The following is a 23,244-nucleotide window of genomic DNA, read 5'->3' on the forward strand; positions in this document are numbered from 1 at the left end:
CAATGATTACTTAGTAAATTTGTTTGCATAGCTGCTGGCTACCATGGAGTCCGGTTTTATTTTTGGTTCGAGCCCTAAAGATTGGATCCGTGCCATCATCTCATTGACATACACACGGGTTTTATTTCGCTCCCCAGCACCGATGTCAATATGGCCTTCTACCATAAAACTTGCTCCTTTATAAATGTGTGGGAGCACGATCTGAATAAGGGCATCAATGTACTCTTTCGTAAAGAGGGAGGCAACTTCTTCCGTTAAAGTTGTTTCATAGGAAATTCGTTCGTGCAGTACAGTCATACACCTGGGGACAGTTACTTTGCGAAAGCATGCCCAGGCCCCTTTGCCAATTCGTTGAATGACAATTCCCGTAATAAATAACGTGTGACTCTCATGAATTTGAGAATCTGTTCCGAGCATAAGTTTGTAATTCCCTCTAGGATCGTGCTTCATAAACGAATAAATATGGGAAAACACTTCACTGTACGGCATCTGATTTTCTACAGAATTCTGAAACAGTATGGTTTTCAACCTAACCAGCTCTTTCTATGTGGATTATGAATCACAGGTGTAGAATATCCATTTCTTATAGTCTATTCATTTCCTTTTTCTACATGTAAAAAAAGACAAACTCCTGAGAAGTGAGTTTCTCAGCTTGTAGATAAAAACCAGGTTTTCTACAAGTTTTATTATCTTCCCATCGCGGGAGAATATATCACTCGCTTTCCGCAGGAGTCTCGCGATATTTACTTCTACGGTATTCCGTATAATCGAAAAAGATTCTCCTCCACCTAGTTAAACCTTGCTAGTGTGGAGGAGAATCTTTTTTATGTATCATTATCATTTCTATTTCATCTTGCGGTTCCTTTCTAGATTGAAACTAGATAAATGTGGTGTAGTAGAGTGAAAAAAAGGTGGCTGGCGATAGTTTCCCGCCAGCCAGAAAAACTCCCTAGTATAGAGTTTGTTTTTGTTAAAAATCAATCTTTGCAACCTATCTAGACATAACCTATGAAAGGATTAAATTTGCTGATGGGCCACATCGTCCGGCTTCGCCCGTTTAACGAAAAGAGTAAGTATAAACCCGGCTAAAGCCAGCGCAAACGCAATTGAGTATACAAGCTCAACCCCCGCTACCATCGATTGGGACTGTGCAGCCGGGGAATCAGGTGAAGCTGCATTTGCTAAAAAGCCTTCACGTCTTGCTGTCATGATACTGATAAAGACAGAAACACCAATTGCTCCGGAGACGGGCTGCAGCGTATTCATAATGGCTGTGCCGTGCGGGTAAAGTTGTTTCGGCAGCTGATTCAAACCGTTTGTTTGGGCTGGCATCATCATTGCTGAAACTGACAGCATCAACAGCATGTAGCTGATAATGATCACGTAAATTGGTGTGTTGGTTCCAACCTGGCTGAGCGAGAACATGGTGGCGGTCAAGATTGCTGCAGCCGGAATCATTAATTTTCTAGGTCCGTATTTATCAAAAAGTTTCCCCATCACAGGCGACATCAGTCCGTTCAACAAGCTGCCTGGCAAGAGTACGAGTCCTGCAGCCGCTGCCGTTAACGCAAGCGGGCCTTGCATAAACATCGGCAGGATAATTTCAGATGAGAACATCGCCATGATGATGATGATAAACAAAAGAACAGCTTGCGTGAACATCGGATATTTAAAGACTCGAACATCGAGAAGAGGTTCTTCTATCTTTAATTGCCTGATTGTGAACAGGATTAAAGCTGCCACCGCAACAATAATAAGGGTAAGGACCACGGGATCTAAAAAACCGGCTCCATCTTCTCCGGCAAGACTAAACCCGAGGACAATTCCGCCAAACCCGAGAGTCGAAAGCAGAATGGATAGAATATCAACTTTAGGTTTCGTGACTTCACCGACATTTTTCAAAAACTTATAGGCAAAGGCCATGGAGAAAAGCGCAAATGGTATAACCGTTATAAAGAGAAATCTCCAGCCCAAATGTTCCACAATAATTCCTGAGAGGGTCGGACCGATCGCGGGCGCAAACATAATGACAAGGCCGACCATTCCCATCACACCTCCGCGTCGTTCGGGTGGGAAGATTAACAAGAATGTGTTAAAAATAATCGGAATTAATAACCCTGTACCAACGGCCTGTATGAGGCGGCCCGCTAATAATACAGGGAATGTTGGTGCTAAGGCACAAATGACAGTTCCGATCGTGAAGACGGTCATAGTACCCATAAACATTTGCCTCGTCGTGAACGATTGCAGCATCAATGCAGAAATAGGGATTAGAATTCCCATCACAAGCATGAATCCTGTTACCATCCATTGGACAGTTGTTGCAGAGAGGCCAAATTCAGCCATCAGCGTTGTTAAGGCAATATTAAGCAGTGTCTCATTTAAAATGGCAAAAAACGCACCAATAATAAGCGAGATCATGACGGGTTTTACACTGAAATTTGGATCATCAGCGAGAAATTCGTAATTTGTTTTGTTCGTTCCTTCCATAAATATGCTCCTTTACTTAGCTTCCTAACAAACTACTATTATACGTAAAGTTACGAACGAAAGATATCATTTTGTTTCAATTTTTTCTGATCCGTCGATTACCCAATCAACTTTAGTTCTAGGACGCTGATTATCTTGATAACGATCTTCTTGTTCCATCCAGTCAAGCCAGAAGGATAAGGCTTCCTCCCCGTCACGCTCCAGCCCCCGCTTAAGACGGAGCTCTCGCGGACAGTCCACCCAGACCGTATAATCATAGAAATGCCTCAGCTCATCGCGTGTCGCGTAACAGCCCTCGATGACAATTACGCCAAATGGAGGAACGTCATGCCATTCAGCCAGCTTATCGTTATCCCAATCATATCGTTGATAACAGGCAGAGCGCTTTTGAAATAAGGGCTCAAGAACTTGATCACGCATCCGTTTCCAATCAAAGTGTCCGCCAATGTCCGGAGGGTGGACTCTTCGGCTGGAAGGAAGGTAGAAGTCATCCATGTGAATGACAGTCCCTTTTTCAGAAATTGTCATCATGTGTTCAGCCAACGTGCTTTTCCCAGCGCCTCCGCAGCCGTCAATTCCAATTAGTAAAAGCTTCTTATGATTATTTTTTAACCAGTCCATTTTCCACACTCCTGCTACATTTTTTTCGGTGCCTGAATGCCAAGCAGACGCAGTCCTTCCTTTAAAACAACCGAAAAGCTGTGAACAAGGGTCAGACGTGCATGCAGCTGTTCTTTCTGCAAAATTTTAGTCCCCGCATAATACTTATTAAACGCTTTAGCTAAATCAAGTAAATAGCGAGCAATCTTGGAAGGATCGTATTCTGAATAAGCTCGTTTAACTAGCTCAGGGAAAAGACGTAATTGCTTCACAACTGTCCATGCTTTCGGGTCATCAAGAGAAACCTCTGCATCTTCCAGTACAAATTCACCTTTTTCAAGAATCGACTGGGCGCGTACGTAAGCATATTGCAAATAGGGAGCCGTATCGCCTTCAAATGTCAACATATCTTGAAGCGAAAACTCCACATCATTACGACGATCATGCTTCAAATCGTGAAAAATCACCGCACCAACTCCAACCTGTTTCGCTACTTCATTCTTATGAGCCAGGCCTGGATTTTTCACCTCAATATTTGCTTTCGCCTGGTCAATTGCCTCTCCCAGGACTTCTGCCAGTAAAATCGTTTTGCCCTTTCTGGTCGACATTTTGGAACCATTCTGAAGCATCATCCCAAACGGAATATGTTTGACATCCTGAGCCCAGGGCAGGTTCAACTTCGTAAGCACATGTTTGATTTGTTGAAAATGCAGCGTTTGCTCATGACCGACTACATAGAGAGCTTCGTCAAATCGATAGCTGTTGTAGCGGTCCATGGCTGCTGTCAAGTCGCGTGTCGCATAAATGGTTGTGCCATTGCTTTTCTTAATCAAACAGGGAGGAAGACCTTCATCATCCAAGCGCACGACTTTTGCTCCGTCGGAATCTGTTAATAAGCCCTTTTCTTTCAATAGTTGCACCGTACTGTCCATTTTGTCATTGTAGTAGGCCTCTCCGCGTGTAAGATCAAAGGTTACACCAAGCAAGTCATAAATTTTATTAAACTCTTCAAGGGAAGCCTCTTTAAACCATTTCCAGAGTTTTACGGCTTCAGCATCGTTTTGCTCAAGTTTCTTAAACCAATGACGTCCTTCTTCAACAAGGGAAGCGTCATGCGCTGACTCCTCATGAAATTTCACATATATTTTCGTAAGTTCAGGGATCGGATTAGTGCGAATTTGCTCCTCATCTCCCCAGTGCTGATAAGCCGCAAGCAGTTTGCCAAACTGTGTACCATAGTCGCCAATATAATTAATCTTCATCGTGTCATACCCGCATTTTTCTGCGAGATTCGCTAATGCATTGCCAATCACGGTCGAACGAAGATGACCCATGGAAAATGGTTTGGCAATATTCGGCGCAGACATATCCAGTACAACATTCTGATTTGCTCCAACCTGATGGGAGCCATAGTCCGTGCTTTCAGTGAGGATTTGCTTTAGTGTCTGTTCAGTAAGGACACGCTGGTTTAAAAAGATGTTGATATATCCGCCGTTTGGTTGAACGCTCACAAATAGGTCATGCTGCAATCGCGGCGCAAGTTGGGCAACTATTTTTGCTGGCGATTGACGAAATGATTGGGCGAGTTGAAAACATGGGAAGGCCATGTCACCGAGTTTTTCCTGCTTAGGGATTTCAATTAGCGAGTAGACCCAATCACGGCTGAATTCTTCTCCGAGCAGATGGGATAATTGCAGGGCAAGGGTGTGTTTTTCCATTATAAATTCCTCCTTAATATAAAAAAAACCTCGTCTCCCTGAAGAGACGAGGTTGGCTCGCGGTACCACTCTTATAGCTGAAAACAGCCACTTGAAATTGATAACGGGGGTTATCCCCGGCAGCTCCTACTTGAGTTCAGAGCAGCTTCTTAAAAGTCCGGTTCACTCGTTGGCAGTCCGTCAAGCTTACACCATCCCTGACTCGCTTAAATGACGACACAAGAGTTACTCTCTTTATCCTGGAATTTGAGATATTGAGAAGATTATAACGGAGTCTAAATGGGATTGCAATGCCTTTTTCGAGAATAGTTCATGTTTAATAAGGGACAATAACAGGACGAGGAGGATGAATATGGAGTGGGATTGGATATGGAAAGCAATACTTATTATAGTAGTAGGAACGTTAATTCTACGAGTAGCCGGGAGAAAGTCAATTTCACAAATGACACTGGCTCAAACGGTCATTATGATTGGGATCGGTTCCTTATTAATTCAACCTGTTGCTGGTAAAAATATTTGGGTAACGTTCGGCGTTGGAGCCGTGCTCGTGTTAACACTTATTGTAATCGAATATAGTGAAGTGAAGATGAACTGGTTTGAAAAGTTTATCACCGGGCAATCTGTACTTATTATTAGTAATGGTCAGCTTCAGGAGAAAAATTTAAAGAAGCTTCGATTTACGGTTGATCAGCTTGAGATGAAGCTTCGGCAGCAGAATGTGTCATCCATAACCGATTTGAAATCGGCAACACTTGAACCGAATGGCCAAGTCGGATATGAACTGAAGGATGATAAAAAACCTGCCACGAAACAGGATATTGATGATTTGAAAAACGAGCTCATTACTCTGAAAGAATCATTAGGTTCAAACGCAGGACTGCAGGCGTCCTCTTCTGCGAGTGGAAACGATATTTTTAAAGAGGTTGAAGATAAAGGGCGCGGTCAGAATCCTCCACAACAACTGCAGTGACTAATTTATAGACTTTCTATTTATATAAGAATACTTGCCTCATAATTGCCGAACAGTCCGATATTTCATTATAATTGCCGTAACATTATAGTAAATGAGGTGATTGTTCTGAAGCGAGTCTATTCTAGAACAGAGATAGAAACCGTGATAGAGCAAGAACAGCTTTCTTTGATTTATGTTTCACATCAAGGATGCTCTGTCTGTCATAGCTTGCTCCCTCAAATTGAAAGAGTCCTGGAAGACTACCCGCTTATCACATCTATACATGTGGATTCGGATGAAGTAAAAGAGGTAGCAGGGTTACTTGCAGTATTTACGGTGCCGGCAGTCCTTGTTTTTTCAAAAGGGAGGGAGCTTTTTCGGAAAGCTCATTTTGTACCGATTGAAGAACTTCGCCAACAATTAGCTAAATATAGTCAGGCCTTGAATTAATCAATACCCTACTCTTAAAGCAGTGGGGTATTTTTTCGGGTTAGATTAATTGTTAGAATATTATGCGAATTACTGCCATTGAGGGATTACCCTTTTTTTGTAAAAAAATAAATCTCCATATATTCGCTTGTAACTTCATTAATTGCGATGAGAAAGGATGAATCGCAAATATCTCTCCATGAAACCGCTTACGCTCACTAATTGGAGTTTATAGGCATGACTTGTTTTATAACCCTTGATATACATTTCCCAAGTGTTATGATGAAAAACGTCATATTAAAGAGCGAACAAAAAATGCGAACGGGAGAGATTAACTCATATGATCAAACAAAAGATTGCTTTTCTAGGTGCAGGATCAATGGCAGAAGCTATGATTTCTGGAATGGTTGAATCCGGGAATATTCCTGCCGAACAAATTATTGTTACGAATAGAAGTAATCGAGATCGTCTAAATGAGATTGAAGATAAATACGGTGTACGGACAGTTTTAAAAGATGAATTAAATTTTTCAGAAGTAGATCAATTTATTTTAGCTATGAAGCCAAAAGATATTGATGCTGTTCTTGAAGATTTAAGACATAAGATCACACCAAATCAAGTGTTGGTATCTGTACTTGCAGGTATTTCCACTTCTTATATGGAAGAACGCCTGAATGAAGAACAGCAAGTGATTCGTGTGATGCCGAACACATCAAGCATGCTCAGAGAGTCAGCGACTGCTGTGTGTCCGGGGAATTTCGCTGGAATGGATAATGTGCTGGTAGCGAAAGAATTACTGCAGTCTATTGGAGAAGTGTTCGTCATAGAAGAAGATAAAATGGATGTATTTACAGGGATTGCAGGAAGCGGACCTGCTTACTTCTACTATTTGATGGAACACATTGAAGAAACAGGAAGTGCTGAAGGCTTAGATCGGGAAACGTTAAGAGAGATTGGGGCTCAGACTTTGCTTGGAGCAGCAAAAATGATGCTTGAGCAGGATATTACGCCATCCGAACTGCGAGAAAATGTTACGTCACCAAACGGAACAACTGCAGCAGGACTTGATGCATTAAATCGAGCAGGCGGAGGAAACGCAATTTCCGCAGCGATAAAAGGTGCAGCAAGCCGTTCAAAGGAAATGAGTAAAGAATTGGAAGGCATGCTTGTCGGTCAGAAATAACTGAAATTCAGAACGAATTTGATATAAATGAAACACAACGTAGAAATAGGAGTGATAAGTTGGTTAACGAGACAAATAAGAAACGTGTAGTAATTAAGATTGGAAGCAGTTCATTAACGAGTCTTCACGGGGAAATCAGCCGCCGCAAACTCGAAAAACTTGTCGATGAAGTTGTAGAGCTTAAGGACGATGGGCATGAAGTACTTCTTGTATCGTCAGGCGCAGTGGCAGCAGGGTACCGTAAGCTTGGCTGCTTATCACGTCCTAGTTCATTACCTGAAAAACAAGCTGCCGCTTCTATTGGTCAAGGACTGCTGATGGAATCCTATTCTGACCTATTTTTATCACATGGATATATGGGTTCTCAAATTCTGATTACTCGCAGCGACTTCTCAGATGAGAACCGTTATAATAACGCGCGCAATACGATTAATGTGTTGTTGGAACGGGGAATTATTCCGATTGTAAACGAAAATGACACTATTACGATCGACCGCTTGAAATTCGGCGACAACGATACACTTTCTGCTAAAGTAGCGGGTCTTGTGGATGCAGATGACCTGATCATCTTATCTGATATTGATGGGCTTTATGATGCAGATCCTAGAAAAGATGCGAATGCCAAATTGCTTGATCGCGTGTACGAAATCACACCAGAAATCGAAGAAGCAGCCGGCGATCCTGGCAGCGACGTGGGTACTGGCGGCATGAAATCTAAAATTGATGCCTTTAAAATTGCGATGGCTTCAGGCATCTCCTCCTATTTAGGAAAAGCCAGTACGAATAACATCGTATATGATGCTGTTTATCGAAACGCCGTCGGAACTTATTTTGAGCCAACTCCAGATCAAGAAAATTTAAATCAGAAGAAACAATGGATTGCGTTTAACTCTGGTCCTGAAGGGGAAGTAACGATCGATCATCGTGCGAGAGAAACGATTGTAGATATGAAGAAGAGCTTACTGCCAATGAATGTTCATCATGTAAATGGCCGCTTCAAAAAAGGGGCTGTTGTCCGTATTCATGACCTAGAAGGTGAAGAAATAGGTCTTGGCGTCGTGAACTATTCTTCAGAACAATTAGAGGAAATGATCGGATTAACAGATCCAGAACTTGAATCGTATGAGCTGGCAGCCATTGAAAGTAAAGATTTAGTTTGCCACTTGGAAGTTTCACTACCAGTAGGTGTGTAAGAAAGACTGATCATGTTCGTTGAACCATTCACCAGCACCATTTCCCTGCTTTGATGAGGGATCAATAACTCAAGGAGGTCTTGGATGACACTAATAAAAAGTAATGTGAACGTTGAGGAACAAGCAATGGAGGCCAAAAAAGCTTCTAAAAAGTTAATGGTACTTTCCGCGGAAGAGAAAAATGCAGCACTCCTCCACCTGGCAGATGTGTTGGAAAGAGAATACGAAACGATCTTGACAGCCAATGAAAAGGATCTTGCGAACGGCCGTGAGAAAGGATTTTCAGATGCTTTTATGGATCGCTTGTCTTTATCAAAAGAGCGGGTCAAGGATTTTGCTGAAGGATTGCGTGAAGTAGCTAAGCTTGATGATCCAACGGGTAACATTCTTTCGGATTGGAAACTCGAAAATGGTCTCCAAGTTGAAAAAGTGACTGTACCTCTTGGTGTTATCGGCATGATCTATGAAGCACGCCCGAATGTAACGGTTGATGCAACTGGGCTTGCACTTAAGTCCGGCAATGCTATTATTCTTAAAGGCGGATCTTCGGCCATCAATTCTAACCAGGCGATTGTAGACGTTATTCATAAGGGACTTTCTGAGACGAAGATTCCTAAAGAAACTGTGCAATTCATTGCCAGTACAGACCGTGCCGCAACTAATCAGCTCTTTACGATGAAGGAACACGTCGATGTATTAATCCCGCGTGGCGGCGGCAAGCTGATTCAAGCTGTGGTTGAAAATGCTACTGTTCCGGTTCTTGAAACCGGGGTCGGCAATTGCCATATTTATATCGATAAGGAAGCTAATGTTGAAAAAGCGATCAACATTTTAGTGAATGCCAAAACGGATCGCCCTGCAGTATGTAATGCAGCCGAAACGGTTATCGTTCATAAAGACTGGCTTGCACAAAATAGCGAAGCTCTTGTGGATGCCTTCCAACAGAACGGCATTTCCGTTCATGGGGATGAGCACGTGATGAGCGTTATTCCAGGAGCTGTACTTGCAGGCGAGGAAGACTGGGCTAACGAATATCTCAGCACAGATATCGCTGTGAAATCAGTTAATGATCTTACTGAGGCAATCGCCCATATCGAGACTTATGGAACGAAGCATTCAGAAGCAATTGTAACCGAAGATAACAAAGTGGCTCAAACCTTCTTAAGCCTTGTTGATGCAGCGGCCTTATATCACAATGCATCAACACGTTTCACAGATGGCGGTGCTTTAGGATTTGGAGCAGAAATCGGTATTTCAACTCAAAAATTGCATGCTCGTGGTCCAATGGGATTACCGGCACTGACAACCGTTAAATTCCTAATGAAAGGCGACGGCCAAATTCGATAAATGATTTTAATGGAGGGGAAACGAATGTTTCCCTTCCTTTTTTATGTTTTTTCGGGGAGTGAGGAGTGATTGTCCTCTAACGATGGTGGATTGTTCTCTAGCTGGAGTGATTGTTCTCTAACACTGCAGGATTGTTCCCGTTCTCAGCAAGATTGTTCCCTAACACTACAAGATTGTTTCCTAAAGAAAACCGAGCATATATTTTCGATCTTTTGTTTGGCCAGAATGTTGGAGACAGACTTCTGATAGCAATTTCCAGGCAACTTTCCTCGAGTTCATCCCTGTAAATTTCCGAAATTCGTGATTCGAAATCTCATTACTGATTAGAAGCTGATAATCTTTAAGCGCTGCCAGATGAGTATCTCTAGATTTAAAGCCACATCTCAAGCAACTCCAGTGATCACGTTTCCGGACCATTGGATATTGAAGACATTTCGCGCATTGTACACCCATGACCAGGTCCGACAGAAAGATCAAATCTTTCTAAAATGGCTCTGCCTCGATAGGGTGTATTTCCTTTTTGCAGACAATTTCCCAGATCCTTAACTTGTTCCATTTTCAAAATGCTCTTCTCAAAATTAGCGTGGAGCTTATTTACTGAATGGTAAATATTCTTGGCGCGAACGATTCTTTTGTTAAATTGTTGGCGGTCACGACCGTGAGTTTTGATAACAGTATTCGGACTTGCCACCACAATGAAAGAACGAATAGGGATTTCAGGGAAGTTAAACTGAGCCAGCCAGCGCTGAAGCTGCATCGCCTGATGTTCGACTTGTAAAAAAGGATCAGGGAAGGTATCTATTTGGTCGTTATACTTGCGAAAAAGCTGCTGATGTTCGAGGTCAAAGATAAGCTTTCCTTTGTAGTTTTTCACTTCCAGAATCAAGATGAATTCCGGGCAAAGGACCATTGCGTCGATTTGGAAATAATGGATCCCATCGAAGAGTCGGAGGTCTTGAATGGTGAGATAATGTTCTTGAGGCAAATATTGAAGGTAATGGTCGGCGGTGGACTCTCCATAGTGGCCGGCCTTCTGTCTGACATACTGTTCTTGGACATCGCTTCGTTTATAATGATTTAGGTGCAGGCGGTTGAGTAAGGTTTCCAATTGGGTGTGAGTCATAGTCTTGGTTCGATTTTTCAAAAGTAAATCACTCCATTATTAGATTGTAAGAAAAATCCTTTAGTGGTACGATGATGTAATCTGAATTTTTAAAAGGGGGTTATCTAATGAGACAAGATGAAGCGGTTAAGCTCGTGACAGAGAGTTTAGAGAAGGATGAACGAGTCAGAGCAGTTTTCTTAAAAGGATCGATGGGGCGGGGGGAGAGTGATGAGCATTCTGATGTAGATTTGTATTGTTTGGTAGACGAACGAGACGAAAAAGCTTTTTTGCAGGACCGAGTGCAGCACTTAGAGAAGTACCGGGAGATTCTCATTTGCGATGATATCTTCATTATAGCTCCGCAAATCATTACCGTATACGATAACCTGCTGCATATGGATTTATTTACTGTGACGGAGAAAACACTTTCACATAAAGATTATTTCAAAGTGTTGTATGATCCGGAGGGAGTAATGGAGAAATTCCGTCCAACTCAGCATTTGCGTTTGTCGGAACAGGAATTTGTAGATGCGGTGGATGATGCTGTGTTTTTCCTGCTTCAATATAAAAAATCAGCTGACCGGGGAAACGATCTTTGGTGTGTGAAGGTGCTCAATGATGTCATGGTAAATGTGGCGAGAATTCTGCTTCATCATTACTGTCCTGATCGTGCTCAACTCGGCTTAAAAACGGTTGAACGGTCGCTTCCAGAAGAATGGATAATGAAGCTTCAGGATGTGTACCAGCATATTACGGTAAGCGATCATATCTCGGCTGCCACTCAGGCTGCCAAGATGCTGGCTCATGAGTTTAAATGGATCTCTGGTGAGTTAACGGCAGTTAAATATGCAGACACCGTCGCTTTTTTAGAAAGGATGATAAAAGAAACTCTTAGAAGTACATCGAAGGTAATATGACTGAATTCTGCAATTTTTTTATAAATTTTTAGATAATAATCATTAAAAACAAGTTTGTACCTTTTATCTCAAGGGTAGATAGGTAAAGTGAAGGCAGGAGGTGAGAACTTTCTTGAATTCACCCCACTACTTATTTGGAAAGAGAGGGTATTATGTCTGAAAAAAATGATCGTAAACGCATGACGACGAATCAAGGTGTGCCGATTTCTGACAACCAAAATTCCAAAACAGCAGGTAGAAATGGTCCTATACTTATGGAAGATTATCAAATGATTGAGAAGATCGCTCATTTTGATCGTGAGCGTATACCAGAGCGTGTCGTTCACGCTCGAGGAGCAGGGGCACACGGTGTTTTTGTTACTAAGAACAGTATGAAAAAATATACAACAGCCGATTTCTTGCAGGAAGAAGGAAAAGAAACTCCTGTCTTCACTCGTTTTTCAACCGTTATACACGGAAAACACTCACCAGAAACAGCACGAGATCCGCGCGGTTTCTCAGTTAAATTTTATACGGATGAAGGAAATTATGACTTTGTAGGCAACACATTGCCAATCTTTTTTATTCGGGATGCTATTAAATTCCCTGATGTTATTCATTCTCTGAAGCCGAATCCTGTGACAAATGTTCAAGACCCGGCTCGTTACTGGGACTTTATGTCCCTGTCTCCAGAATCAACGAACATGATGATTCACTTGTTTACAGATGAAGGAATTCCAGCAACCTATCGCAATATGCGCGGTTCCAGTGTACATTCGTTTAAATGGTACAATGAACACGGTGAAACGTTCTATATTAAGCTTCGCTGGGTGACGAAGCAGGGAATTAAAAATTTAACCCCTGATGCGGCTCAGGAAGTTCAAGGGAAAGACTTCAACCATGCAACTGTAGATTTATATAATGCGATTGAGTCTGGGGATTACCCTGAGTGGGATCTGTATGTGCAGGTGCTTCGTCCAGATGAATTGGATGACTTTGACTTTAATCCTTTAGATGCCACCAAAGATTGGTTAGAAGAGGACGTGCCATGGGAGCTTGTCGGAACCATGACTTTAAACAAAAACGTGGATAACTTTTTTGAAGAAACAGAACAAGTCGGCTTTAATCCAGGCGTGCTCGTCCCCGGAATGATGCCATCTGAGGACCAGCTGCTTCAAGGTCGTTTATTCTCTTATTCAGATACACAGCGTCACCGCGTTGGACCAAATTATTTACAGCTGCCTATTAATCGACCGAAAAAGGGTGTAAGTAACAATCAGCAAGAAGGGTTCATGGCTCAAAACACAGGTATCAGCCATACCAATTATGAACCGAACAGCCACGAAGGTGAGCCAAAGCCAATTGATGGTTATGAAGAACCTGCTCAGCCGTTAAGTGGAGAAATTGAACGTTCCATCATTGATAAACCAAATTATTATGGTCAAGCTGGTCGAATTTACCGAAGTTATGATCAGGATAAGAAAGATGCGTTAATCCGGAACTTACTTGGCGACTTCGATCAAATTAAGGATCGTAATATTGTAGGACGGGCGATTGCTAACTTTTACCATGCTGATGAGTCTCTTGGCAAAACTTTAGCAGAAAAATCTAAGATCGATCTAGATGAGTATGTAGGTCGAACTGTATAAAATGCAGTGTGCGCCGCCTCCTTAATAGGGAGGCGGTTTTTTATTAAAACATTGGATAAGGTACTAGATCATTTAAGAATAGGATGGTACTCTTTTTTAATAAGTAATGCATAATGAACAGGCGAGATCAGTCTGAAACTGATCTCGCCTGTTGAAAAATAGTTAAGAGGTTGGCTTAAATGTTTTACAATCTGTTTCTTCACTATGATGGGCATGTTTACCCTTGTGACTGACTACATAAATAGAGTCTGCATTACATTTGTTGCCTGAACCCCAATACTTACAGTTATTTACTTCACAAAGAACATCTTGTGCCATGTATCACACCTCCTTGTTTTGTATGATGAGCAAAATGAGAGGTATTGATACGGCTGACAGGGATATGGCGTAATTAACCATATCCCTGTGTTAACAGGCTTATTATTTTAGCTTAAGCATCTTGTTCTTCGATCTCCCAATCATAATCAATTTGGACACTGCCCTTTAATGTTTGCGCTACTGGACAGTTACGTTCAAACACGTTTAGGGCGCGTTCGGCTTCAGTCCGTTTGCCTGTTGGGATCTCTACGTGAAAATGAATTTGAATGTGTGTAATTTTCATGACACCTTCAGGAGCCTCAATGGTGCCCTCAGCATCTGCTTTCAGTTTATCAGGATACGTTGGTATGCTGCGCGCCTCCAGCGCGCCAGAAAGTGTCCCGATCATTCAGCCAGCAGCTGCTGCAACAATATGGTCAAGCGTCGATGGATGTTCAGTTTCTGGTTCCTTTTGGTAAAAATCCTTCACACCACCATGAATCCCGTAATGAAAAGGCTCTTCAAAGTTGCCGATATAAGCGCGGCGATTCGGCGGTTGGTCCTGATAAATACGGATCTTCGAAATCTCAATGGGTTCTGTCATTTTTGATCTCCTTTCTCCCTTTTCTCACCTGTTCCCTTGTTATATACTTGTGAAACTTTGATTTCATTATCCTGTTTGTACTAATACAAATGGCGTGATTGCGATTACCTCGTGATCAAAATTTTAGAAAAGTGAGGTAATATATATGTTGAAAAGTGAACGGCTGATCTTCAGACCCTATACGAGGGATGACCTCGACTTTTATGCTTCTTTATGGGGGAACCCTGAGGTAGTCCGCTATATCGGAAAGGGAAAAGTAAAAACCTTTCAAGAAGCCAAAAGCAGTATGGAAAATTGGCTTTTCCCACAGTACAAGGAAGGGATAGGCTTGTACGCAATGGCTCTTAAGTCGAGCCATCAATTAATAGGCCATGCAGGATTAGTAAATCAAGAGATAGACGGGGAAAATCAACTGGAAATCGGCTATTGGCTGCACCCAAACTATTGGGGCAATGGCTTTGCCAAGGAGGCTTCGATCCTGTTTAAAAACTATGGGTTGTATGAGCTTCGCTCTGACAAGTTAATTTCTTTGATTAACCCTGATCACCCTGCTTCCATTTTTGTTGCACGAAAAACAGGTCTTTCTTATGAAAAAACTGTTAAATTTAATGAGAAGGACACACTGGTTTACTCCATTGTACAAGGTCAGGTAAGCATAAAGCAGCGTGAAATCGATTGAGCATTTCACAGTGTTTTTCTATTACATTTAGTACTTTTTTGCTGCCTTTTTTTGCGTCTTATTAAGTTATCCTACTTTTATCGCAGGATTCGTGGATAATGGTGTTTATCATTTTTTAGAGTGGGTATGAATTCCGTACGTGGGAAAGTTTCTCGAGGGGAAATCAGTGATAACAGCAACTAGGAATACGGCTTCGAAGAATAAATTTTTTTGATAAGGAAGTGTTTTTTGATGAAAGATTTATACCCTTCTAGACTGAATAATAAGCCGGAGATTTTGGAGCGGAAAGACCCTGTGATTCACACGGATCGCTCAAAAGACAATCAAGCACCTATTACCAGGGAACAGCTTGATTTTTATGAAGAAAATGGTTTTTTACAGATCGAAAATTTCTTCTCTGAGCAAGAAGTTTCTCAAATGCAAAAAGGCATTTTTGAACTGCAGGATTCCAGTGAAAACATTACTTCTGACAAAGTAGTTCGTGAGCCGCAAAGTGACGAAATCAGGTCCATTTTCCATGTGCATCAGGATGACGACTATTTTAAAAAAGTGGCCAATGATCAGCGTTTACTTGATATCGTCAACCATCTCCTTGGGAGTGACGTCTATATCCACCAGTCTCGTATTAATTACAAACCTGGTTTTACTGGAAAAGAATTTGACTGGCATTCTGATTTTGAAACATGGCATGTGGAAGATGGCATGCCGAGGATGAGAGCGGTTAGTCTGTCTATCGCCTTATCTGATAATTACACGTTTAACGGGCCATTGATGCTTATACCTGGGTCCCATAACTACTATGTCAGTTGTGTAGGGGAAACGCCTGATAATAACTATAAAGAGTCATTGCAGAAGCAGAAGCTTGGAGTCCCGGATCATGATAATTTAAGCATGCTGGCTGAGCAAGGCGGCGGCATTTCTGTGCCGACTGGAAAAGCTGGATCGATTACTTTATTCGAAAGTAATACCATGCATGGGTCAAACGGCAATATTACACCGTACAGCCGTAACAATCTGTTCATGGTTTATAATAGTGTGGAAAATCAGCTGGTGGAGCCTTATTCAGGAGGGAAAAAACGTCCTGAATTTATCGCTGTACGAGACGGTGCTCCAACATTAACGGAGAGTAAGTAAATTCACTAGAGAGGAACTTTCCCAAAAAGAGTTACTGACTATATAACAAGCTGTTTCAAATTGGGACTACGTTCCATTTGAAACAGCCTTTTTTATGTTTGAACAAAAATGAGTTATAATATATGACAAGAATTCGGTTTTTGGTCAACATTTCACCAGGATAAATTTTTTATCTGGAAACTAAACTCCTGTCTCTTAAATTCAGGGAGTTATGTTTTTATGTTTTTAACATCGAGGCGATAGGAAGTGATTCATATGGGCCAAACGGAAAATATGACAGGCCAATCAGGATATACATCAAAAGACAAACCTTTTTGGATGGCCATTGTGGCGTTGACAGTCGCCTCGTTTATGACCTTTTCAAATATTTATATGGTGCAGCCGATTCTGCCCCAGTTTGCACGCGAGTTCGGAGTGACCCCGACGGTATCTAGTTTAATGTTGTCCTTAACGATTTTCTCCCTAATTTTAGGGTTGTTATTTTTCGGACTGATGTCAGATAGATGGGGAAGAGTCGCCTTAATGAAAGGAACAATTCTGCTCTCTATCATTCCATTATTTATTATTCCCTTTCTAGAGTCCTTTACGAATATATTGGTGCTAAGGTTTATTCAGGGATTTTTTGCAGCTGGGCTGCCTGCTGCAGCCATTGCTTATATTGGAGAGGAATTTGAACAGCGCAGCGTACGGATTGGCATCTCTTTTTACATAGCCAGTAATGCTGTTGGTGGTATGTTTGGCAGGGTTTTCGTTGGTTACCTGACTGAGCAAATGTCCTGGCAGACCGCGATTTGGTTGCTATTTGGGATCGAAACAGTTTTCTTCCTATTATTTGTTTTCTTGCTTCCTAAATCTCAAAACTTTGTGGCAAGTAACCTTTCAGTAAAAAAAGACTTGGCTATGATGTTTGTCCATTTGAAAAATAAAAATCTCATTCCAGCTTTTTATATGGGGATTGTGATTCAACTGGCATTTACAGGAGTTTGGACTTATTTGCCCTTCTATTTAATGGAGGCTCCTTATTATTTATCGATTGGAACGATTACGTTAGCTTATTTTGCCTATGGCATGGGATTGGTCGGTTCACCACTTGCCAGTAAGCTGTCTCTTACATTTGATTTAAGCAAAATTATCATAATAAGTTCAACAGTGATGCTGACAGGGATTGCTGTCACGACATTACCAATGGCACCGCTTGTGTATACAGGCTTGATTCTTATGTGCTTAGGATTCTTTGTCATTCATTCGATGATGGCATGGCTGGTCAATCAACAAGCCACCCATCACAAGGGAGGGGCTTCAAGTCTCTATCTTGTCAGTTATTACGTAGGTGTATCCGGTGGTGGTACGATCACAGGTTTCTTATGGAGCAGGTGGGGCTGGGCAGGCGTTATTTCGCTTGCTGTTCTTGTTATCCCTGGTGTTTTGTGGGGCAAAAGAACTTACTTGCGTCCTGCGTCAACCTAACAAGAGGCTGGGACATATATAAAGCAATGATGCCAAAAATCGAACAATAAAATTGAATAGTAATGCAGCGATGGTAGAAAGTCCTTTCTTGACACACAAATAACCCGAACTAATTTTGATAAAATAGTTCGGGTTACTTTATGCTTAATTCAAATTCGTCCCAGCTCTTTTTGTTGGGTTTTTGGAATGAATTAAATGAATGAATATTCATTATCTGACTTGAATTTTCAGAATAGTCGATATAAAATGAGTTTACATACCAACTGGTAAGTATGTCTAAATGATCGTTAAACAAACGCTGTGATGAATATCCATTTTTACAAAGGTTAAAAAATCTATAAGCAACAGGGGAGGAGCCATATGACGATTGAACAGGTAGCAGTAATTGGAGCGGGTTCAATGGGTCACCAAATTGCAATGCTCAGTGCACTCGCAGGCTTACAAACGAATGTACAAGATATGAGTCTGGATTCACTTGACGAGGCGAAAACAAAATTAACGAAGATTATGGACAAGTGGGTGCGCAAACAGAAGATTACCGCAGAAGCGCGTGATGATGCGTTTGGGCGTCTTATGTTTACTACGGACTTACGAGAAGCGGCAAGTGATGCAGACTTTGTTATTGAGGCCGTTGTAGAGAAACTTGAGGTGAAGCGTAAAGTCTTTACAGAGTTAGATGAAGTTGCTCCAAAGCATGCGGTGTTTGCGACTAATTCGTCTACGATCGTAAGCTCATTAATTGCTGATGCGACATCGAGGCCGGGGAAAGTGTGCAATATGCATTTCTTCTTCCCGCCGCTCGTCATGGATTGTGTAGAAGTCGTCAAGGGCGACCATACATCAGACGAAACGATCCAACTTGCAATGAATGTCTGTGACCAGATGAATCGTACGGCCATCCTTTTGCAAAAAGAGATTTCCGGTTTTGTTGCGAATCGGATTCTGTTTGCCATCCAGAAGGAAGCAATGGCCTTGTACGAAGAAGGATATGCTGACTTCAAGGATATAGACAAAATTACTCGTAAGGCGTTAGGTCATCCCATCGGCCCGTTTGAACTGATGGATCTCTCAGGAATCGATGTTGGATATTACGTTATGCAGCAGCGGTATGCAGAATCCGGTGATCCAAATGATCAACCATCAAGGACTCTTATTGAAAAAGTAGAAGCTGGTGAATTTGGCCGGAAAACGGGTAAAGGTTTCTATACTTATAGTCATAAAGTGAACAACTAGAGGAGGAAAATGATTCATGCATAAAATAGAAGTAGGAGTACGGTTTTGCGAAACAGATCTACTAGGACACGTCAATAATAATAACTTTTTTGTTTATTTAGAGGATGCTAGAATACGTTTTTTTGAAGATTTAGAGTTAGTAAAAGAAGATTGGAATTTTATTCTTGCTTCTATTAAATGCGACTTTTTAAAGCAGGTCTATTTTAAACAAAAGCTGGTCATTAAAAGTGGAGTAGCTAAAATTGGTAATTCAAGTTTTCATTTGGATCAGGAAATATATGAGAAAGAATCAGGAGAGATTGTCGCGAAGGGGTCAAGTGTAATTGTACAATTTGACTTTGAATTGCAGCAAAGTGCTCCGTTATCGGAAGACATGAAGAAACAGTTGGAAGCATATCAAATGGCAGCAAAATAGGAGGGACATGTATTGGCCTATACAGTTGATACCCAGAAAGTTCGTAAAGGTGAAGAAATTGATGAACAGGGGATAGAGACCTTTTTGCGTGAAAAACTTCCTGGCCTTCCAGATGAAAAATTAGAAGTGCGACAATTTGGGGCAGGTCATTCGAATTTGACGTATGAACTTACAATAGGCGATTGGGAGGCCGTGTTACGCCGACCGCCTATGGGGCCAGTTGCCCCCAAGGCCCATGATATGGAGCGTGAGTACCTTGTGTTACAAGCTATTCATCCGGTTTTTCCTCTGGCACCAAAGCCGTTTGCTTTTGAGTCAGGGGAACTCTTAGGGCGGCCCTTTTTTGTGATGGAGCGTCGACATGGACTTGTTTTTGACACAGAATTTCCCAAAGGGATGCAGCCCACTCCCGAGTTCGGCCGTAAACTCTCTGAGACTATGGTGGATCGATTAGTGGAACTTCATTCAATCGATTACAAAGCTACTAAACTAAAGGATATGGTGAAGCCTGAGGGATTTATGGAACGTCAGATCCACGGTTGGATTAAGCGGTATGAGAAGGCGAGAACTGATGATGTTGTGTCAGGTGAACGGTTAATGAAATGGCTGGTGGCACATATTCCAGATTCACACGAGGCCTCCATTATTCATTACGATTATAAATTAAATAATGCATTGTTTGATGAGGATGCAAATATGGTAGGGTTATTCGATTGGGAAATGACCACTGTCGGCGACCCGCTTGCGGATCTTGGGGCAGCGATGAGTTACTGGATTGAAGCGGAGGACCCAGAACTTTTAAAAACGGGTCTTGGCAAGTCGCCGCTTACAGTGAACGAAGGCTTTTACACCCGCGATGAATTTATTGCCAGATATGCAGAGAAGAGCGGACGTAACTTACGAAATATCAATGTATATGTTACATTTGCCTACTTTAAACTGGCTGGAATCATTCAACAAATTTATTTTCGCTATAAGAAAGGTCAAACCGATGACCCAAGGTTTTCCCGTATGAACGTATTTGTGAATAACTTGATTAAACACGCAGAAGAAACGGCCGGGTTGTGAGATGAGTGACATTCAAGTCATTTTTAAAAAAGAGGATATTCAGCCCGACTTAATGAAGGATAAAGTCGCAGTTGTGTTTGATGTATTATTTGCCACATCAACTATTACAGCTGCACTTGCTGACGGAGCGTCTTCAGTTATTGCCGTATACGATCAGGCACAAGCCCGTGAAAAAGCAAAATCACTCCATGAACCTTATGTGTTAGCTGGGGAAGACAAAGGCAGCACAATTGAAGGCTTTGAGCACCCATTACGGAGCCACTTGCAGCCACTTGTGGCTGGGAAGCATGTAGTGTTGTCGACAACGAATGGGACTGTGGCATTAAATCGCTCCAGCCAGGCTGATGCTTTATATGCTTCTTCCTTATTAAATAACCCAGCAATGGCCTGCCATTTAGCTGCCAAGCATCCGAACGACACGATCGTCCTCGTTTGTTCAGGGACGAGCGGTCATTATACAATGGAGGACTTTTATGGCGCAGGCAGTCTAGTATCTTTCCTAATGAAAGAGGGAGATTTTAATCTTTCTGATGCAGCACGGACTGCTCTGCATTTTTATCAAGGAAGCGGGCACAGTGCCTTTAATCTCCTGCGCTCCTCTAGGATTGGTAAATTACTTGTGGGAATGGGCATGGACGAAAAAGAAATTGAATTTGCAGCACAGGAAGGACTTTTTGAAACGATCGCTAAATATGAGCCGGAGAGTGGTTTAATAAAATTGTATTCGAATAAACACGATCACTGACATGGCTCGACAATAATTTCCCGGGAAATACATCTCGTAAGTGATCAGATTTTATCACCTAACTTTTAATAGGGAGCTGGTAGTTATGATAAATCTTAGTAATGAACATTTGAGTGTGTCATTGAATGGTCCGGTGCTTTCTTGTGTATTAAATAGACCAGATAGTTTGAATGCCTTTTCGGACCAAATGGTTGCGGGGTTACAAGACGCATTGCTTGAAGCTAAGCGTAATGAGGATATCAAAGTTGTCGTCCTGTCCGGGGCTGGAAGGTCTTTTTCAGCTGGAGGCGATGTGAAAAATATGGGGCAGGCGACATCTAAAGAAATGTACGAGCATTTAGGGGGATTAAATAAGTTAATTCTAATGATCAAAGACCTGGCAAAACCAGTAGTAGCTGTCGTTCACGGCTACGCTGCAGGAGCCGGGTTCAATTTAGCTCTTGCTTGTGATCAAATTATTGCAGCAGAGGAAAGTAAGTTCGTGTTAAGCTTTGCCCAGGTTGGGCTTGTGTCTGATGGGGGCGGGCATTATTTCTTAGCGAGGATTCTAGGTCCATATCGAGCGAAGGAGCTTTTATTTAAAGCTGAACCTGTGCCGGCAGAGACGGCATTGGATTGGGGGCTGGTTAATCGAGTATTTCCGCTTTCAGATCTGGAGGAAGGGGCTATGGATTATGCTCTTGGTCTGGCGAAGGGACCTGTTCAGGCTCTCGGAATGATGAAAAAGCTTGTCGATCAATCAGACCAATCTGATTTAGCTACAATCCTTGAACAGGAGCGATTAGTACAAACAATGATGGCACAAACAAATGATCATAAAGAGGGGATTCAAGCCTTCAAAGATAAACGTAAGCCTGTCTTTGCAGGAAAGTGAGGAGATGTAAACGTGAAGGTTATTCAGTTTGAAGAATATGGAGGACCAGAAGTTTTACGACCTGCAGAAGTAGATAAGCCAAAACCAAAGGCAGGTGAAGTACTGATTGCAGTAACAGCAATTGGTGTGAACTATGCAGATACAGCAAGGAGGGAAGGGGCATATGTTGTTCCCACACCGCTTCCCTTTATACCAGGTGCAGAAGTTGCGGGAGTTATTGAAGAAGTCGGAGAAGGTGTTGATCACTATAAGGTCGGTGATCGGATTGTCACACTCATTGGGTCAGGTGGTTATTCGGAATATGTAGTAACGAAAGCAGCTGCGTTAATTCCTTTACCTGAAGACTTAACTGATGAAGTTGCCGTCTCCCTGCCGCTTCAAGGGCTAACTGCTTATCACCTGTTAACCACCATGGGGCGTTTAGAAAAAGGCGAAACAGTGCTCGTTCATGCGGGGGCTGGAGGAGTTGGATCATTAGCCATTCAGCTTGCCAAGCATTTTGGCGCTGGCAAAATTATTGCGACAGCTAGTACAGAAGAAAAACGAACTGCAGCCCGTGATCTAGGAGCTGATCATACAGTGGATTACACAAAGGATGATTGGCGCGAGGTAGTGATGAGAGTAACAGATGGAAAAGGAGTTGATATCGCCCTTGAAATGGTTGGAGGAGACATATTCCATGAAACCATTCGGTGCATGCGGTCGTTTGGACGAATGGTTGTTTATGGGGTTGCCAGTGGTCAACCAGCTGAGATGCATCCTTCAGGGCTGATGAATCGTAATTTATCCATTATCGGTTTCTTTTTGCCTGAAATCATGAAGAAGCCAATTTTATTTGAGCGGAGCCTGCAAGAGCTGCTGAAGCTGGTCCAAAGCGGAAAGCTGAAATTGACAATTGGAGGGGTCTATCAATTAGAAGATGCGGCACAAGTACATGAATCAATGCAAACGAGAAAGACGAAAGGAAAATTAATTTTAAAACCATAGTTCCTCGAATGAATAAAAATCATCTTAAATAAGAGCATTTTTATGAATAAGATTTCTTCGTTCGAAGCTCTTGAACATAAACATATTAAGATTAGTGGGTAAGGTCATCGGAGGATGATTTTACCCACTATTTTTCTTTTTAGAGTTATAGTGAGAAGTGAAAGAAAGCTAGACAAGCC

Annotated in this window: 24 protein-coding genes and 1 other annotated feature; of the genes, 16 read left to right on the forward strand and 8 right to left on the reverse strand. The window is 42.0% G+C overall.

Annotated features, from left to right (window positions below; all coding sequences use genetic code 11):
* Positions 1-6 precede the first annotated feature (6 nt).
* The 4 genes from G6R08_RS15385 to argS all read right to left on the reverse strand — a co-directional run bounded on the left by G6R08_RS15385 (position 7) and on the right by argS (position 4,808).
* On the reverse strand, positions 7-489 hold the full coding sequence (locus G6R08_RS15385) for a ribonuclease H-like YkuK family protein (RefSeq protein WP_079526797.1): 483 nt from the start codon (positions 487-489) through the stop codon (positions 7-9).
* Between the two features lie 528 nt (positions 490-1,017).
* Positions 1,018-2,496, reverse strand: coding sequence for a DHA2 family efflux MFS transporter permease subunit (locus G6R08_RS15390; protein ID WP_420810423.1), 1,479 nt, complete (start codon positions 2,494-2,496; stop codon positions 1,018-1,020).
* A 60-nt stretch (positions 2,497-2,556) separates the two neighbouring features.
* A complete protein-coding gene (locus G6R08_RS15395) occupies positions 2,557-3,111 on the reverse strand; it encodes a uridine kinase family protein (protein ID WP_163529090.1) in 555 nt (184 codons plus the stop codon).
* Positions 3,112-3,125: 14 nt separating this feature from the next.
* Positions 3,126-4,808: an arginine--tRNA ligase gene (gene argS, locus G6R08_RS15400; protein WP_163529092.1), complete on the reverse strand. Its 1,683-nt coding sequence runs from the start codon at positions 4,806-4,808 to the stop codon at positions 3,126-3,128.
* Positions 4,809-4,847: 39 nt separating this feature from the next.
* Positions 4,848-5,058: a binding site (T-box leader), on the reverse strand.
* Between the two features lie 102 nt (positions 5,059-5,160).
* Here argS and G6R08_RS15405 point away from each other — a divergent pair.
* From G6R08_RS15405 to G6R08_RS15425, 5 genes are all read left to right on the forward strand, one after another.
* Positions 5,161-5,778, forward strand: coding sequence for a DUF421 domain-containing protein (locus tag G6R08_RS15405; RefSeq protein ID WP_163529094.1), 618 nt, complete (start codon positions 5,161-5,163; stop codon positions 5,776-5,778).
* A 144-nt stretch (positions 5,779-5,922) separates the two neighbouring features.
* On the forward strand, positions 5,923-6,210 hold the full coding sequence (locus tag G6R08_RS15410; RefSeq protein WP_240339743.1) for a thioredoxin family protein: 288 nt from the start codon (positions 5,923-5,925) through the stop codon (positions 6,208-6,210).
* A 319-nt stretch (positions 6,211-6,529) separates the two neighbouring features.
* On the forward strand, positions 6,530-7,372 hold the full coding sequence (gene proC, locus G6R08_RS15415) for a pyrroline-5-carboxylate reductase (RefSeq protein ID WP_079526409.1): 843 nt from the start codon (positions 6,530-6,532) through the stop codon (positions 7,370-7,372).
* 59 nt (positions 7,373-7,431) lie between these two features.
* Entirely contained in the window at positions 7,432-8,565 is a 1,134-nt protein-coding gene (gene proB, locus G6R08_RS15420; RefSeq protein WP_163529097.1) for a glutamate 5-kinase, read from the forward strand.
* 84 nt (positions 8,566-8,649) lie between these two features.
* On the forward strand, positions 8,650-9,912 hold the full coding sequence (locus tag G6R08_RS15425; RefSeq protein WP_163529099.1) for a glutamate-5-semialdehyde dehydrogenase: 1,263 nt from the start codon (positions 8,650-8,652) through the stop codon (positions 9,910-9,912).
* Between the two features lie 400 nt (positions 9,913-10,312).
* Here the strand turns inward: G6R08_RS15425 and G6R08_RS15430 are convergent, their stop codons facing one another.
* A complete protein-coding gene (locus G6R08_RS15430) occupies positions 10,313-11,056 on the reverse strand; it encodes a nuclease-related domain-containing protein (RefSeq protein ID WP_163529101.1) in 744 nt (247 codons plus the stop codon).
* An 86-nt stretch (positions 11,057-11,142) separates the two neighbouring features.
* Here G6R08_RS15430 and G6R08_RS15435 point away from each other — a divergent pair, with 86 nt between their 5' ends.
* Together G6R08_RS15435 and G6R08_RS15440 are read left to right on the forward strand one after the other, a co-directional pair.
* Complete coding sequence (locus G6R08_RS15435; protein WP_163529103.1) at positions 11,143-11,934, forward strand: nucleotidyltransferase domain-containing protein; 792 nt, start codon at positions 11,143-11,145, stop codon at positions 11,932-11,934.
* 152 nt (positions 11,935-12,086) lie between these two features.
* Complete coding sequence (locus G6R08_RS15440; protein WP_163529105.1) at positions 12,087-13,562, forward strand: catalase; 1,476 nt, start codon at positions 12,087-12,089, stop codon at positions 13,560-13,562.
* A gap of 162 nt (positions 13,563-13,724) precedes the next feature.
* On the opposite strand, the gene G6R08_RS15445 is transcribed toward G6R08_RS15440, so the two are convergent.
* The 3 genes from G6R08_RS15445 to G6R08_RS15455 form a co-directional block, all read right to left on the reverse strand.
* On the reverse strand, positions 13,725-13,880 hold the full coding sequence (locus G6R08_RS15445; RefSeq protein ID WP_163529107.1) for a DUF1540 domain-containing protein: 156 nt from the start codon (positions 13,878-13,880) through the stop codon (positions 13,725-13,727).
* A gap of 112 nt (positions 13,881-13,992) precedes the next feature.
* Positions 13,993-14,268 (reverse strand): OsmC family protein, encoded by a 276-nt coding sequence (locus tag G6R08_RS15450; protein WP_163529109.1) that lies wholly within the window; start codon positions 14,266-14,268, stop codon positions 13,993-13,995.
* On the reverse strand, positions 14,269-14,463 hold the full coding sequence (locus G6R08_RS15455; RefSeq protein WP_163529111.1) for a hypothetical protein: 195 nt from the start codon (positions 14,461-14,463) through the stop codon (positions 14,269-14,271).
* 145 nt (positions 14,464-14,608) lie between these two features.
* Between G6R08_RS15455 and G6R08_RS15460 the strand changes: the two genes are divergently transcribed.
* The 9 genes from G6R08_RS15460 (at position 14,609) to G6R08_RS15500 (ending at position 23,065) form a co-directional block, all read left to right on the forward strand.
* Positions 14,609-15,142 carry a GNAT family N-acetyltransferase gene (locus G6R08_RS15460; RefSeq protein WP_163529113.1) on the forward strand — a complete coding sequence of 178 codons (534 nt, stop codon included), beginning with the start codon at positions 14,609-14,611 and terminating at the stop codon, positions 15,140-15,142.
* 231 nt (positions 15,143-15,373) lie between these two features.
* Positions 15,374-16,276, forward strand: coding sequence for an ectoine hydroxylase (thpD, locus tag G6R08_RS15465; protein ID WP_163529114.1), 903 nt, complete (start codon positions 15,374-15,376; stop codon positions 16,274-16,276).
* 255 nt (positions 16,277-16,531) lie between these two features.
* Positions 16,532-17,743 carry an MFS transporter gene (locus G6R08_RS15470; protein ID WP_163529116.1) on the forward strand — a complete coding sequence of 404 codons (1,212 nt, stop codon included), beginning with the start codon at positions 16,532-16,534 and terminating at the stop codon, positions 17,741-17,743.
* Between the two features lie 360 nt (positions 17,744-18,103).
* Positions 18,104-18,976 carry a 3-hydroxyacyl-CoA dehydrogenase family protein gene (locus tag G6R08_RS15475; RefSeq protein ID WP_163529118.1) on the forward strand — a complete coding sequence of 291 codons (873 nt, stop codon included), beginning with the start codon at positions 18,104-18,106 and terminating at the stop codon, positions 18,974-18,976.
* Between the two features lie 16 nt (positions 18,977-18,992).
* Complete coding sequence (locus G6R08_RS15480; RefSeq protein WP_163529120.1) at positions 18,993-19,391, forward strand: acyl-CoA thioesterase; 399 nt, start codon at positions 18,993-18,995, stop codon at positions 19,389-19,391.
* Positions 19,392-19,403: 12 nt separating this feature from the next.
* Positions 19,404-20,459 (forward strand): phosphotransferase family protein, encoded by a 1,056-nt coding sequence (locus G6R08_RS15485; RefSeq protein ID WP_163529122.1) that lies wholly within the window; start codon positions 19,404-19,406, stop codon positions 20,457-20,459.
* Position 20,460: 1 nt separating this feature from the next.
* Positions 20,461-21,204: a 2-phosphosulfolactate phosphatase gene (locus tag G6R08_RS15490; RefSeq protein ID WP_163529124.1), complete on the forward strand. Its 744-nt coding sequence runs from the start codon at positions 20,461-20,463 to the stop codon at positions 21,202-21,204.
* An 85-nt stretch (positions 21,205-21,289) separates the two neighbouring features.
* Positions 21,290-22,078, forward strand: a complete 789-nt coding sequence (locus G6R08_RS15495) for an enoyl-CoA hydratase/isomerase family protein (protein ID WP_163529126.1) — start codon at positions 21,290-21,292, stop codon at positions 22,076-22,078.
* A 12-nt stretch (positions 22,079-22,090) separates the two neighbouring features.
* Complete coding sequence (locus tag G6R08_RS15500; protein WP_163529128.1) at positions 22,091-23,065, forward strand: quinone oxidoreductase family protein; 975 nt, start codon at positions 22,091-22,093, stop codon at positions 23,063-23,065.
* Positions 23,066-23,244 lie beyond the last annotated feature (179 nt).

The organism is Halobacillus ihumii, from assembly GCF_902726645.1.
In the GTDB taxonomy this organism is placed as follows: domain Bacteria; phylum Bacillota; class Bacilli; order Bacillales; family Halobacillaceae; genus Halobacillus_A; species Halobacillus_A ihumii.